General features: G+C 61.7%; 11 protein-coding genes. 2 read left to right on the top strand and 9 right to left on the bottom strand.

What is annotated here, in order from left to right:
• Positions 1–14 precede the first annotated feature (14 nt).
• The 4 genes from RYZ20_RS09880 to RYZ20_RS09865 form a co-directional block, all read right to left on the bottom strand.
• A complete protein-coding gene (locus tag RYZ20_RS09880) occupies positions 15–896 on the bottom strand; it encodes an esterase-like activity of phytase family protein (protein WP_317672955.1) in 882 nt (293 codons plus the stop codon).
• Positions 893–1786, bottom strand: coding sequence for a penicillin-insensitive murein endopeptidase (gene mepA / locus RYZ20_RS09875; protein ID WP_317672953.1), 894 nt, complete (start codon positions 1784–1786; stop codon positions 893–895). The genes RYZ20_RS09880 and mepA overlap by 4 nt, the downstream gene beginning before the upstream one ends.
• Before the next feature lie 18 nt (positions 1787–1804).
• Positions 1805–3145 carry an MFS transporter gene (locus RYZ20_RS09870; protein ID WP_317672951.1) on the bottom strand — a complete coding sequence of 447 codons (1341 nt, stop codon included), beginning with the start codon at positions 3143–3145 and terminating at the stop codon, positions 1805–1807.
• A gap of 63 nt (positions 3146–3208) precedes the next feature.
• A complete protein-coding gene (locus tag RYZ20_RS09865; RefSeq protein ID WP_317672949.1) occupies positions 3209–3739 on the bottom strand; it encodes an acyl-CoA thioesterase in 531 nt (176 codons plus the stop codon).
• Between the two features lie 141 nt (positions 3740–3880).
• Between RYZ20_RS09865 and RYZ20_RS09860 the strand changes: the two genes are divergently transcribed.
• Both RYZ20_RS09860 and recQ read left to right on the top strand, forming a co-directional pair.
• Positions 3881–4174, top strand: coding sequence for a YggT family protein (locus tag RYZ20_RS09860; protein WP_317672947.1), 294 nt, complete (start codon positions 3881–3883; stop codon positions 4172–4174).
• Positions 4175–4177: 3 nt separating this feature from the next.
• Entirely contained in the window at positions 4178–6244 is a 2067-nt protein-coding gene (gene recQ, locus RYZ20_RS09855; protein WP_317672945.1) for a DNA helicase RecQ, read from the top strand.
• On the opposite strand, the gene RYZ20_RS09850 is transcribed toward recQ, so the two are convergent.
• From RYZ20_RS09850 to RYZ20_RS09830, 5 genes are all read right to left on the bottom strand, one after another.
• Positions 6245–8482, bottom strand: a complete 2238-nt coding sequence (locus tag RYZ20_RS09850; RefSeq protein WP_317672943.1) for a response regulator — start codon at positions 8480–8482, stop codon at positions 6245–6247.
• Positions 8483–8593: 111 nt separating this feature from the next.
• Complete coding sequence (locus tag RYZ20_RS09845; protein ID WP_317672941.1) at positions 8594–9769, bottom strand: acetyl-CoA C-acyltransferase family protein; 1176 nt, start codon at positions 9767–9769, stop codon at positions 8594–8596.
• 86 nt (positions 9770–9855) lie between these two features.
• Positions 9856–10599, bottom strand: a complete 744-nt coding sequence (locus RYZ20_RS09840) for a metallophosphoesterase family protein (RefSeq protein ID WP_317672938.1) — start codon at positions 10597–10599, stop codon at positions 9856–9858.
• Positions 10600–10695: 96 nt separating this feature from the next.
• Complete coding sequence (serA, locus tag RYZ20_RS09835; protein WP_317672937.1) at positions 10696–12288, bottom strand: phosphoglycerate dehydrogenase; 1593 nt, start codon at positions 12286–12288, stop codon at positions 10696–10698.
• Between the two features lie 71 nt (positions 12289–12359).
• Positions 12360–13505, bottom strand: a complete 1146-nt coding sequence (locus RYZ20_RS09830) for a phosphoserine transaminase (RefSeq protein ID WP_317672935.1) — start codon at positions 13503–13505, stop codon at positions 12360–12362.
• Positions 13506–13631 lie beyond the last annotated feature (126 nt).

The following is a 13631-nucleotide window of genomic DNA, read 5'->3' as shown; positions in this document are numbered from 1 at the left end:
TCAATGAAAATGCGTCAGTCCAGGCGGTATTCGACGATTTCGGTGTGTTGCAGCAGGCGGAAATTGTCGTCCGAGATCATCGTCAGGCGGATAGCGCCGGATCTGTCCCGCCAGACCGAAATCCCCTCAAGATTGTCGTGGCGCCCTGCGCGGGTTTCGAAAAGCACCTCCCCGCCGGAAATTGTGTCGCCCGAGATCGCGAACACGCGCACGCGCGACAGAAAACCGATCAGCCCCCAGAAGTCGCGCTCCAAAAGGTAAAGGCGCCCGTCGGGGCCGAAATCCGCGCCCACAGGCAGCCAATTGCCCTCGCGCGGGATCGAGAACGGTTGTTCCCATCTCGCGTCGCGGAACCGGAACACCCGAAAGGGCCGCCCCAAAGCGCCGGAACGTTCGGGCAGGGTATAAAGTGCTCCCGTGTTATCGAGAGCGAGCGCCTCGAGTGAGGCGTTACGCTTGAAATCGCGAAACGCCTCGGGGCGGGGAAGAGGATCGGAGGGGCCGTCATCGGTGGCGTAATGCACAATGCGGTGCAGCCCCTCGAAAGACACATAGATCGAGCCATCCGGCGCCAGTGCGACACCCTCTGAATCTGCCTCGAAGATGGACAGCAGATTGCCGGATTTATCGCGCAGGAATTTGGGTTCACTGTCCAGAGATACGGCGGCAATTGTCCCGGCCGCATCGCGTTCCAGCGCGCCGCGCCACACCGTCGCCCTGTCAGAGACGGCAAGGAACCGCACCCCGTCATCGGCCAGTTCAAGCGCCGAAAACCCGCCAAACCCCTCTTGAGTGGACACGATCCATTCATAGCTTTGCACGAAGCTTGCCGTTTCCGCCGAGGCCGCAAAGCCGTGGCAAAGGGCAAGCAGCCCCCAGACGGGAGCCAGCTTCATCGCGCTATGACAAGGTTTCGGCATTGGTTGGGAAGATCGGCAAGTGTGTAGGTTTTCGCGGATTTCTTGACGGGCGCGGGTTTCTTCGGCTTTTTCGGAGCGGGTTGCGGTTTAAGGTAATCCGTTACCCACCATTCCAGCGTCTTATCGCATCCGTCGCCGCCTTTCGAGAGCTGCGCGACCGTCGGCTTTTGGGTCTCGCACGCGCGGTCGCCCTTGGGGCATTTCAGGCGCACATGGAAGTGGTAGTTATGCCCGTAGATCGGGCGCACCTTTTGCAGCCAGTCGCGATTTCCGCGCGCCGTCTTGCACATTTCGATCTTGGCGGGAGCTGTGACGAAGACGCGGTCCACGCGCGGATCTGAAGCGGCCGCTTTCAAAAGCTCCATATGCTGCGCGGTCCAGTTGCGGTTGATATTGCGCTGGTCTTCGGTGCGCACCGAGATCGAGCTGATCTTCTCGCGCTCTGATCGGCTGAGCCGCAGGGATTTCGGCGGCAGCATCCAGATGTCCGCATCCAGCCCGATCTGGTGGCTCGCGTGGCCTGATGTCATCGGGCCGCCGCGTGGCTGGCTGATGTCGCCGATGTAAAGTCCCTGCCATCCCGGAAGCGTTGCGGCAAAACGCGAGAGATCCTGCAAAAAGCTGATCATCTCGGGTTGTCCCCAGTTGCGGTTGCGCGAGAGCCGCATCGCCTGCCATGTCGGGCCGGTTTCGGGCAGCTCTGCCATCCCCGAGGCGCAGCCTTTGGAATAGAAGCCGATTGCCTCGGATGTCTTGCCCGCAGGGGCATCGACTGCACCAAACAGCGTTCTGGCCAGTTGTTCGGCGCGGGCGGGTGCGGCAAGGCTGGCGGCGACGCCAAGGCACAAGACCAGAGGTTTCAGCATCGCTTCGGGCTCCTTGTCTCAGGGGCGGGGCGCGTCCCCGTCCGGCTTGACGAAGGTTAGCAAAATCAACCCGAGGATGAAAAGACCGATGATCGGCGTAATGCCCATTGCCTGATCGCCGGTGATCTGGGTGGTGATGCCGATGGCAAGTGGTGCGACGAAAGAGGTCGCCTTGCCCGAGAGCGCGTAAAGGCCGAAATGTTCGGTGATTTTTGCGGGGTCGGCCTGACGCACCAGCATTGTCCGGCTGGCCGCTTGCAGAACACCGCCGCCCGCGCCGATCAGCCCGCCCATGACGTAGAAGGCGATGTCGGGCAGGGCGCTGTCTGCGGTGACGGGTATCCCGAACACGCTTTGGCGCGAGATAAAGACGATCCCGATCACCACGCCCACAAACAGCACAAGGCAGAAGGTGATGACAGGTTTAGGCCCAAAGCGGGCATCTGCGCGCCCGCCAAGCCACGCAAAGATCGCACCGGTGATTGTGCCGAGAATCCCGAAAATGCCGATCTGGATGATCGACCAGCCCAAGACCCCCGCCGCATAGAGGCCGCCAAAGGTGTAGATGCCGTTCAGCGCGTCGCGGTAGCTCATGGAGGAGAGGAGATACATGAACAGGTTGCGCGAACGGGGCAGGGTGCGCAGTGTCGCCTTAAGCTCTGGCCAAGCGGCGCGCGCGGCCTGACGGACAGGCACCGCACCCAGATGGCGCGGCTCGCGCACCCACAGGAAAAAGGGCACCATGAACACCGCATACCAGACGGCGCTCAGCGGGCCGACGATGCGCGTATCCTCGCGCGTGGCTAGATCAAGGCCGAACAGCGGCGGCAGGCCGACCAGGGTTTTGCCGGTCGTCGGGTTTATCTGCAAAAACGCCAGCATGACGATCAGCGAGAGCATCCCTCCGACGTAACCGAAGGCCCAGCCAGAACCCGAGACCTTGCCGATTTCTTCGCGCGGGGCGAGGTCGGGCAGCATGGCGTTGGTAAATGTCGTCGCGAACTCCATCCCGATCAGGCCGATCGCGAAGGAGAGCATCACGAAAAACAGGCTGAAATCCTCGGGGTTGGCATACCACAGCCCCCAAGCCCCGATCACATACATGAGCGAAAACACCCAGATGAAGGGCAGTCGACGGCCCGCTTTGTCCGCGATAGCCCCCAGAAACGGGGCCGAAACGGCGATCAGGATGCCCGCAATGCCGACGCCATAGCCCCAGACCGTTTGCGCGCTGGAGCCATCGCCCAGAAGGTCATTCATGAAGGGCGCAAAGATGAAGGTCAGCAGAAGGGTGTTGTAGGGCTGGCTTGCCCAATCAAAGAAGAACCAGCCCCAGATGCGCTTTTTCGTGGTTATCATGTGTCACCCCCTGACCCGTTAAGGGGATGAAGCCCGATTTCCGTGACGGGCGCAAGACAGTGCCTAGACTTGCGGCGGCCAGGGGCGGGTATTGTCGGCCTCGGCCCAGTTCTGCACCCATGCGGGCAGTTCGGGCGAAGCCAGGGCCGGGTCCATCGCGGTAATCAGGCGTTCAGGCGCGATCATAGCGCCTCTCGAGGTTACAGCTCCACGGATCAACACTTGGCTGGAGCACTCCCCACCCTGCCACATCGACTGGTCGAGATACATGAAACGCCCGTCCCACCCCACGCAGCGCGAGCGCATCTCGAACGGGCGGAAGGCGGTAATCCGACGCCGATAGCGCACCGAAGCCCCAGCGACCACCATGCCGAAACGGTTGCTTTTCAGCGCGGCCCACAGGCCGCAACGGATGGACAGCCCGACGCGCCCCAGATCATAGAGCGTCAAGGTCCGGCCGTTGTTCATTTCCATCCACGGGTCGATGTCCCACGGCCAGCAGATGTGGTGGCTGATATGGGTCTCAAGCGGGGGGAGCGGGGTTGCTGCGCGGGCCTTAAGGGCTTCTTTGAGAAAACGAACATAAGGATACATGAAAGCGGCCTCCTGCGTCCGAGGTGGCCTGCATTCCTGCGAGGGTCAATCACGACGTCACGGAAACCTTACCCGCGCGCAGCGGTTGCAAGCGGCGCGCGCCTGCCTTACCTGTGTCGGAACGCATTTCGGAGGCAACACATGGTCACGCTCTATCAGGCTCTCGATCTCATTCTCGGTGTGGTCTATTTCATCATGATCGCGCATATCGTGATGAGCTGGCTGATCAACTTTCAGGTGCTGAACCTGCGCCAGCCGCTTGTCGCGCAAATCTGGTTCGGGGTGAATAACCTGCTGGAGCCGATCTACGGGCGTATCCGCCGCATCCTGCCCAACACCGGCATGTTGGATCTGGCGCCGCTGGTGGCGTTCATCGGCCTGATTGTCCTGCGAATGGCGCTGCGCAATAACGCCGGCTTCTTCTACGGAATGTGACCGATGCCCGATGGTGCCGCACCATCTTCGGCCGAGGATTTTCTCGCCTCGGTCTTCGGATTTCAGGCGTTCCGCCCCGGTCAGGAAGAAATCGTCCGTGCCATTCTGGACGGGCGCGATACGCTGGCGATCATGCCGACGGGCGGGGGCAAGTCGCTGTGCTTTCAGCTTCCGGCGCTGTGCCTGCCCGGCCTGACGGTGGTTATCTCGCCCTTGATCGCGCTGATGCGCGATCAGGTGCGCGCGCTTCGGGAAAACGGGGTTGCGGCGGGGGCGCTTACCTCGGGCAATACCGAAGAGGAAACCGAGGCCGTTTTTGAAGCGCTGTCCAAAGGCGAGTTGAAGCTTCTTTATATGGCACCAGAGCGACTGGCGACGGGGGGTGCGACGGCCCTTCTGCGCCGCCATCAGGTGTCACTGATTGCCGTGGACGAGGCCCATTGTGTCAGCCAGTGGGGTCATGACTTCCGCCCCGATTACCTGCGCATCGGCGAGTTGAAGCGCGCGCTGGGCGTGCCCTTGGCGGCTTTTACGGCCACCGCGGACGAGGAAACCCGCGCCGAAATTGTCGAGCGCCTGTTCGAAGGGCGCACACCCGCATCCTTCCTGCGCGGTTTCGACCGGCCCAATATCCATTTGGCCTTCGCGCCCAAGGACCAGCCGCGCAGGCAGATCCTGAATTTTGCCGCCGCGCGCAAGGGGCAGTCGGGGATTGTTTACTGCGCCTCTCGCGCGAAAACCGAAAGCCTGTCGCAGGCGCTCAATGAGGCGGGGCATAGCGCGTGCTTCTATCACGGCGGCATGGAGGCCGAGGATCGCCGCATTGTCGAGGCGCGCTTTCAGCAGGAAGACGGGTTGATCGTTGTCGCGACGGTGGCCTTCGGGATGGGCGTCGATAAACCGGACATCCGGTGGGTTGCCCATGCCGATTTGCCCAAGTCGATCGAGGCCTATTATCAGGAAATCGGTCGGGCGGGGCGCGATGGTGCTGCGGCCGAAACCTACACGCTTTACGGCCCCGAGGACATTCGCCTGCGCCGCACCCAGATTGACGAGGGGCTTGCGCCCTTCGACCGCAAAGCGGCGGACCACGGGCGGCTGAACGCGCTTTTGGGGCTGGCCGAGGCGATCTCGTGCCGTCGGCAGCAGTTGCTCGGATATTTCGGGGAAAAGCTACCCGAGCCCTGTGGCAATTGCGATCTGTGCGACACTCCGCCCGAGCTGTTCGACGCCACCGATCCGGTGCGCAAGGCGCTTTCGGCGGCGCTGCGGACCGAAGAATCCTATGGCGCGGGTCATCTGATCGAGATTTTGCTCGGGCATACGAACGACAAGATCCGCGCGCGCGGGCATGACCGTTTGCCGACCTTCGGGGTTGGCAAAGAGTTGACGCGCCCGCAATGGCAGGCGGTGTTCCGGCAGATGATGGGGCTTGATCTGGTGCGTCCCGATGCCGAACGCCACGGCGCGCTGGTGATGACGAAACGCGCGCACCCTGTTTTGCGCGGCGAAGAAACCGTAACGCTGCGGCGCGATGCGCTGCGCAAAGCCAGGCAGGGGCCGGTGGTCAAGGCGCTGGTCTCGGAGGAAGATGCGCCCTTGCTTTCGGCGCTCAAGGCCAAGCGGCGCGCCATTGCCGAGGCTGCCGGATTGCCCGCCTATATGGTGTTCAACGACCGCACGCTGATCGAGATGGCCGAGACGCGGCCGCAAAACCTTGATGAGTTTGCGCGGATTGGCGGGGTTGGCGCGCGCAAGCTTGAAAGCTATGGCACGGCGTTTCTTGAGGTTATCGTGGGCGAGACCGTGTCGATGCACCCGCACCGGCGCAAGCTGGCAGGCAGCGGTGCGGCGGATCTGTTCGACCAGTTGAACGAGGCGCAGCAACGTTTGCAGCGCGGACCGGATGGCACGGGCCGCCCGATGTCACTGACCTCGTCCGAGGTGCGCCGGATCGCCGAGCATCGCCCGCGCGACCGCGTCGAACTGGCCCGTATTGCCAAGCTGAACGAGGCTAAACTCGATCGCTTCGCAGAAGAATTCCTGACGATCCTGGCCTCTTTCGGTTAATCAGACCCCTGTCACAGGGTCGCGCGCATCCTTCGGAATATGTGCAAGGATGCGTTCGGAAATAACGGCTTTTTTCAGTGGCTTAGTTAGATAATAGTCAATGCCGGCGGCAAAGATATGCTCAGAATCCCCTTCCATCGCATGGGCGGTGATGGCGCAGATCGGGACATGCCCGCCGCGATCCACCTCATCGGCGCGGATCAGGCGCGAGGCTTCGCGCCCATCCATCTCAGGCATCGAAATATCCATCAGGATCAGATCAGGGTTGAGCTTGCGCCACATCTCGACCGCCTCACGTCCGTTATTGGCGAAATGCAGGTCGATATGCAGGTCTTTGACCATCTTTCCCAGAACGAGCTGGTTGGTCCGGTTGTCCTCGGCGGCGAGGACACACATCTTGCGTTTGAGGGCCGCCTCGGGGCGAGAGGGGGGCGGCGCGGATGGGGGCTGTGGTGCGGGCGACATGTCGGCCTGTGTCTCGGTGTGCGAGATTTTCCGCAACTGCCGGATCAGGTCGGACCGCAGCACCGGCTTTTCAAGGCAGCTGATATTTTCACATTCCAGCTGTGCCTTGTCGATCGCCTCGGGGTCGGAGGAAAGCATCAGAATTGGCGCATCAAGTCCCTTTGCCCGCATCGTTTTCGCCAATGTGACGCCATCCATACCGGGCATTTTGAAATCGGTCAGAACAAGGTCGAACGATCCGCCATCTTCGAGCACATGGATCGCCTCTTCGCCGCTGCGGCAAAGCACTACATCAAGACCGTAGGTCTGTAGCTGGCGTTCAAGGATGATCCGGTTCACCAGAAGGTCGTCGATGACCAGCGCTGCCTTCAGATGAATGGGGGCGGTGGGTCCGTTGTCCTCCTCGATAACTTCGGCGCAAGGGACTGTAATCTTGAAGCCGAAGTTCGACCCGACACCCGGCTCGCTGTCGACCCAGACCGTTCCGCCCATCATCGTGATCAGCTTCTGGGTAATCGCGAGGCCAAGCCCGGTGCCTTCGAACTTGCGGTTCTTCTCGGATTCGACCTGATCGAACTCGCCAAAAACCTTGCCGAGGTTTTCGGGCGCAATGCCGATGCCTGTATCTTCGATTGTGACATGCAGCTCATACTCTCCCGAGGGCTGCTCATAGCCGACGACGCGGACAAGAACACTGCCCTGCTCGGTGAACTTGACGGCATTGCCCAGAAGGTTTGTCAAAACCTGCCGGATACGACCGGGATCCATGATAAATCGCGTCGGCATGAACAGATCGTAATCCACCAGAAGCTTGACGCCCTTGTCTTTCGCGCTGGCCTGCAGCAGCACCAGAAGCTCGTGGATACAACGCTCCAGATCAAAGGGCTCGGGGTAAAGCTGTAGCCGCTCGGCTTCAATTTTCGAATAGTCGAGGACATCGTTGATGATGGTCAGCAGCGCCTCGCCCGACGAGCGGATGGTCTCGGCAAACAGGCGTTGATCCTCGTTCAGATCGGTGTCGTTCAGGAGTTCCGCCATGCCGATTACCCCGTTCATCGGGGTGCGGATCTCGTGGCTCATATTCGCAAGGAAGGCGGATTTCGCGCGGCTGGCGGCTTCGGCACGATCACGGGCTTCACGTAGCTCATTCTCGCGTTCGATCATATGGGTGATGTCTTGTGACAGGCAGACGAGATCGCCGTCGCTGCCCCAGCGGTCGATCAGCTTGATATGGCGCCCGCCGCGGGTTTCAAGGATGAAGGGCTCGATCTGGTCGCGGCGGATGCGTGCGATCATCTCGTGTTGCCAGTCCAGCGGATCGCGTCCGCCAAGATCGACCAGCCCGCGCGAGGCGACAAGCTGCAAGACCTCGGCGTAGGATATGCCGGGGTTCAGTTCGATCTCGCTTTTAAAAAACCGCAGATAGGCCTTGTTTGCGACGATCAGGCACAGATCGGAATCATAAACCGCAAAGCCGTCCTGCACGGTCTCGAGCGCATCCCACAGGCGTCGCCGCGCGATCATCGCCATCGAATGCGCGCGTTCCAGATCGCCGCGCACGCGTGTATTCTCGCCCTTGAGCGTCTCGGCCTCGTTCATGGCGCGGGCGAGGCCGTGGCGCTGTTCTTCAAGCTGCGTGGAAAGAGCGCGCGCATGCTGCGCGAGCTTTTGGTTCGCCGCGAACAATTCCTGCTTTTTCTGGTCCAGAAGCCGCTCCGCCGCGAGGCGGGCGCGGCGTTCCTGGGCTAGCTTGTCAGCTAAAGTCGAGGACATACTCGCAACACCTGGGCCTGATCTCTTTGACCGGAGCATAGGCTGGACGGGGTGAATTAACCCTTAATCCGGCCAAATTTTGTGTTGCTTTTCCTGCGGCGCAGGAGGGTGTCAGATCCGCTCGATTGCGACAGCGATCCCTTGGCCGCCGCCGATGCACATGGTCATAAGCGCGCGCTTTCCGCCTGTGCGTTCAAGGGCATACATCGCTTTGACCGTCAGCATCGCACCGGTGGCGCCGACCGGATGGCCAAGGGCAATCGCGCCGCCATCAGGGTTAACCTTCGCAGGATCAAGGCCAAGCTCTTTCGTCACAGCCAAGGCTTGCGCGGCGAAGGCCTCATTCGATTCGATGATGTCGAAGTCGTCCACGCCAAGACCCGTCTTCTTGCACAACGCCTGAACCGCCGGGATCGGGCCGATGCCCATAACCTCGGGGCGCACGCCCGCGACGGCATAGCCAAGGATACGCGCGCGAGGTGTCAGGCCGGCGGCACGCGCGGCACTTTCGCGCGCCAGAACCACGGCGGCGGCACCGTCGTTGATGCCGCTCGCGTTGCCCGCCGTGACAGACCCGTCCCTGCGGAAGGCCGGTTTCAGCTTGGCCAGACCTTCGAGCGTCGTTTCCTTGGGGTGCTCGTCGGTATCGACGGTTTGCACGCCCTTGCGGGTCTTGATCTCGACGGGGACGATCTCTGCCTTGAAGTGGCCTGCCTCGATTGCGGCTTTGGCGCGACGCTGGCTTTCAAGGGCGAAGGCGTCCTGCTCCTCACGGGTGATGGTGTGCTCTTCGGCAACATTTTCAGCGGTGACACCCATATGACCCGTGCCGAAGGGACACGAGAGTGCGCCGATCATCATGTCGACCATGCGCGTATCACCCATCTTCTGCCCGAAGCGCCCCGATTGCAGGATGTGCGGCGAACGGCTCATGCAGTCCGCGCCGCCCGCGAGCGCGAAGTCTGCGTCGCCAAGAGTGATCGACTGCGCCATCGAGACAATCGCCTGAAGCCCCGAGCCGCACAGCCGGTTCACGTTCATCGCAGACGTGCCCACCGGAACGCCAGCATCGACCGAGGCCACACGCGAGAGATACATATCGCGCGGCTCGGTGTTGATGATATGGCCAAAGGCGACCTGCTCGATTTTGTCCGCAGGCAGGCCCGAACGGGAGATGGCCTCACGCGCGGCGATGGTGGCCAGTTCGATCGGGGAAAGGGCCGAAAGCGCCCCTCCGAAAGTGCCAATCGGCGTGCGCGCGCCAGCAAGAATAACGATGTCGGTCATGGGATCCTCCCTGAAGCGAGATTTGGCATCACGCTACGGCAGGTGGCGCCATGCGCGCCAGTTCCCCGAGGTCAAGTGACGGAACGTCACGGCACGGGACGTAACGGCACACGGCCCGAGGGGGTCAGTTGCCATGCCGCGCGCCCCTCGATCACGGCGGCGGTGACAGGGCCACCATATCCGGCGCGGGTATCGAGGTTCAGGCGGTTGCCGTAATGCGTGGCCTCGTCAACCGGAGTGTGGCCGTGCACGACCAAAGCCCCGTGGTCGCGCAGGTCGTCATGGAAAGGTTGGCGGATCCAGAGGAGGTCTTCCTCGCTCTGATCTGCAAGCGCAATACCGGGGCGAACGCCAGCATGGACGAACAGCGCGTCCCCACGTTGATGGTAAAGCGGCAAGGCTGCAATCCAGTCCTGATGCTCCTGCGGAACCGCAAGCACTGCATCCGCGTGAATATCGTCCAGCGGGCGATCTTCGGCCGCATCCACGCCATAGCTGGCCAGGGTCGTATGCCCGCCGATGTTCTTCCATGTATAAGGCAGCGGGCGGCTCAGGCCCGGATCGGGAGTATGCGGATCGGCCAGAAAGCCCAGAAGCATCCGGTCGTGATTGCCCTTGATGACCTGCCACGGCTCGCCCGCCGCCTGCCCCTGCATCAACAGGTCGATCACCCCGCGCGAGTCCGGCCCTCGGTCGATCAGGTCGCCAAGATGGATAACCGGCGTAGATGGCTCGCCATTCTGCGCGCGGTCCTGCGCGATCAGGTCATGGGCAAGCCGTAGCTTGTCGAGATGCCCGTGAATATCGCCAATGGCATAGGTGATGGTCATAAGTTCGAACCTAAAGGGGCTGTGTAAAAAGGCAATGCCGCAAACGCAAAACCCCGGCCGCTGGGGCCGGGGTTTCGGTGGAATATTTCTGCTCGATCAGAGCTGGAACTCAAGCGCCTTGACCTGCTGGAACATGCCGGTCGCGCGCAGCTCGTTTGCGACGTCCGGGTTCAGCGGGCTGTCGAGATAGGCAATTGCGATAGCCTGACCGCCAGCCGCTGCGCGACCAAGGGTAAAGTTCGCAAGGTTCACCTCGTGCTGGCCCAGCAGGGTGCCGAGCTTGCCGATGATGCCCGGAACGTCGGCATTGGTGGTGTAGAGCATGTGCTCGCCCACTTCGGCGTCGATGTTGATGCCCTTGATCTGGATGAAGCGCGGTTTGCCATCCGAGAAGCAGGTGCCAGCGATCGAACGTTCCAGCGACTCGGTGACAACGGTCACTTTGATATAGCCGTCGAACACGCCCGACTTGTCTTGCGAGGTGGTCGAGATCTGGATGCCGCGCTCTTTCGCGACAACCGGAGCCGAAACCATGTTCATATCGGGCTGCGACGCCTTCATGATGCCAGCCACAACTGCCGCATCCAGCGCCTTGAGGTTCATGCCTGCAACCTGACCGTCATAGGTGATGTTGATCGCTTTGATCGCATCGTCGGTCATCTGGCCGATGAACGAGCCAAGGTGCTGCGCAAGTTTCACCCACGGACCCATCGTCTTGGCTTCTTCGGCGGTCATCGAGGGCATGTTGAGCGCGTTCTCGACAGCGCCGTCCAGCAGGTAGTTCGCCATCTGCTCGGCAACCTGAAGGGCCACGTTTTCCTGCGCTTCGGTGGTCGAGGCGCCAAGGTGCGGCGTGCAGACCACGTTCGGCAGGTTGAACAGCGGGTTTTCGACCGCAGGTTCAACCGAGAACACGTCGAAGGCTGCGCCAGCAACATGGCCCGATTTCAGCATCTCGGCCAGCGCCTCTTCGTCAACCAGACCGCCACGGGCGCAGTTGATGATGCGCACGCCCTTCTTGGTTTTCGCAAGGTTCTCGCGCGAGAGGATGTTGCGGGTCGAATCCGTCAGCGGCACGTGCAGGGTGATGAAATCGGCGCGCTTGAGCAGGTCTTCCAGCTCGACTTTCTCGACGCCCATTTTCTCGGCCTTTTCGGGCGAGAGGAAGGGGTCGAACGCGATGACCTTCATCTTCAGGCCGCGGGCGCGGTCGCACACGATGCCGCCGATGTTGCCAGCGCCGATCACGCCAAGGGTTTTCGCGGTCAGCTCGACACCCATGAACTTCGACTTTTCCCATTTGCCCGCATGGGTCGAGGCCGAGGCCTCGGGGATCTGGCGCGCAACGGAGAACATCATCGCAATCGCGTGCTCGGCGGTGGTGATCATGTTGCCGAACGGCGTGTTCATCACGATCACGCCTTTTTTCGATGCGGCCTCTTTGTCGACGTTGTCGGTGCCGATACCGGCGCGGCCAACGACCTTGAGGTTGGTCGCGTTTTCCAGAAGTTTCGCGGTGACCTTGGTCGCCGAACGGATGGCGAGGCCATCGTATTTGCCGATTTCAGCGGCCAGCGCGTCTTTGTCTTTGCCGAGTTCCGGGCGGAAGTCGACTTCGATGCCGCGGTCGCGGAAGATCTGAACTGCGGTTTCCGAAAGCTTGTCGGATACAAGAACCTTGGGGGCCATGACTGGGCTCCTCTCTGATTTGAATGTCTGGGAAGGGACGGGCCTTGGGCGGCCCGTCGATCAGTCTTGGATCAGGCTTGCGCCGCGATCTCGGCCTCGAAGGCGTATTCGAGCCAGGGCAGCAGAGCCTCGACATCGGCGGTCTCGACGGTCGAACCCGCCCAGATGCGCAGACCGGCAGGCGCATCGCGATAAGCGCCGACGTCCAGAGCAACGCCCTCTTTTTCAAGGCGCTTGGCAACGGCCTTGGCGAATGCTGCGCCGTCTTTGATGCGCGCGTCGGTGAACTTCAGGCAGACGCTGGTGGTCGAGGCCGTCGCCGCATCATTGGCGAGGTTCGCGATCCACGGTTTTGCGGCGCAGAAGTCCCAGATTGCCTGTGCGTTGGCGGCGGCGCGGCCCACAAGACCTTTCAGCCCGCCGACCGATTTCGCCCAGTCAAGCGCGACAAGATAGTCTTCGACGCAGAGCATCGAGGGCGTGTTGATCGTTTCGCCGACAAAGATGCCTTCGATCAGCTTGCCGCCCTTGGTCATGCGGAAGATTTTCGGCAGCGGCCATGCGGGGGTGTAGCTTTCCAGACGCTCGACCGCGCGGGGCGACAGGACGATGACGCCGTGGCCACCTTCGCCGCCCAGAACCTTCTGCCACGAGAAGGTCGTCACATCGAGCTTGTCCCAGGGCAGGTCCATCGCAAAGGCCGCCGAGGTCGCGTCACAGATGGTCAGGCCTTCGCGGTCCGCCGGGATCGCATCGCCGTTCGGCAGGCGCACGCCCGAGGTGGTGCCGTTCCAGGTGAAGACGACGTCCGTGTTGAAATCGACGGTCGCGAAATCGACGATGTCGCCGTATTCGGCCTTTTTCACATCGGCGTCGAGCTTGAGCTGTTTCACAACATCAGTGACCCAGCCAGCGCCGAAGGATTCCCATGCGCACATGGTGACCTTGCGGGCACCCAGCAGCGACCAGAGCGCCATTTCGACAGCGCCGGTATCAGAGGCGGGGACGATGCCGATGCGGTAATCCGCCGGCACGCCAAGAATTTCACGAGTGGTCTCGATCGCCTCTTTCAGCTTCGCTTTGCCAACGGCAGCGCGGTGCGAGCGGCCCAAGGGCGCGTCGGCAAGCATATCGAGGGAGAAACCGGGGATCTTCGTGCAGGGGCCCGAAGAGAAGCGCGGATTAGCCGGACGCGCAGCCGGAGCTTGAATAGCCATTTCTGGTATCCTTCCAGATATATGCCCTTCGTTGGGGAAGGGTGTCCCGTCGCCGCAAATACGCGGGCTTCTGCTCTGGCGCAAGAGGAAAAACTGATCTAAAGCGCCTATTCAGAGCTTTTTTGC

The organism is Pseudothioclava alba (assembly GCF_033100795.1).
Classification (GTDB): Bacteria; Pseudomonadota; Alphaproteobacteria; order Rhodobacterales; family Rhodobacteraceae; genus Pseudothioclava.
This window is presented reverse-complemented; position numbering and strand designations above follow the sequence as displayed.

Bases quoted from the DNA above. Each gene is read 5' to 3' on its own strand.
- RYZ20_RS09880 (WP_317672955.1), bottom strand. From the start codon at position 896: ATGAAGCTGGCTCCCGTCTGGGGGCTGCTTGCCCTTTGCCACGGCTTT.
- mepA (WP_317672953.1), bottom strand. From the start codon at position 1,786: ATGCTGAAACCTCTGGTCTTGTGCCTTGGCGTCGCCGCCAGCCTTGCC.
- RYZ20_RS09870 (WP_317672951.1), bottom strand. From the start codon at position 3,145: ATGATAACCACGAAAAAGCGCATCTGGGGCTGGTTCTTCTTTGATTGG.
- RYZ20_RS09865 (WP_317672949.1), bottom strand. From the start codon at position 3,739: ATGTATCCTTATGTTCGTTTTCTCAAAGAAGCCCTTAAGGCCCGCGCA.
- RYZ20_RS09860 (WP_317672947.1), top strand. From the start codon at position 3,881: ATGGTCACGCTCTATCAGGCTCTCGATCTCATTCTCGGTGTGGTCTAT.
- recQ (WP_317672945.1), top strand. From the start codon at position 4,178: ATGCCCGATGGTGCCGCACCATCTTCGGCCGAGGATTTTCTCGCCTCG.
- RYZ20_RS09850 (WP_317672943.1), bottom strand. From the start codon at position 8,482: ATGTCCTCGACTTTAGCTGACAAGCTAGCCCAGGAACGCCGCGCCCGC.
- RYZ20_RS09845 (WP_317672941.1), bottom strand. From the start codon at position 9,769: ATGACCGACATCGTTATTCTTGCTGGCGCGCGCACGCCGATTGGCACT.
- RYZ20_RS09840 (WP_317672938.1), bottom strand. From the start codon at position 10,599: ATGACCATCACCTATGCCATTGGCGATATTCACGGGCATCTCGACAAG.
- serA (WP_317672937.1), bottom strand. From the start codon at position 12,288: ATGGCCCCCAAGGTTCTTGTATCCGACAAGCTTTCGGAAACCGCAGTT.
- RYZ20_RS09830 (WP_317672935.1), bottom strand. From the start codon at position 13,505: ATGGCTATTCAAGCTCCGGCTGCGCGTCCGGCTAATCCGCGCTTCTCT.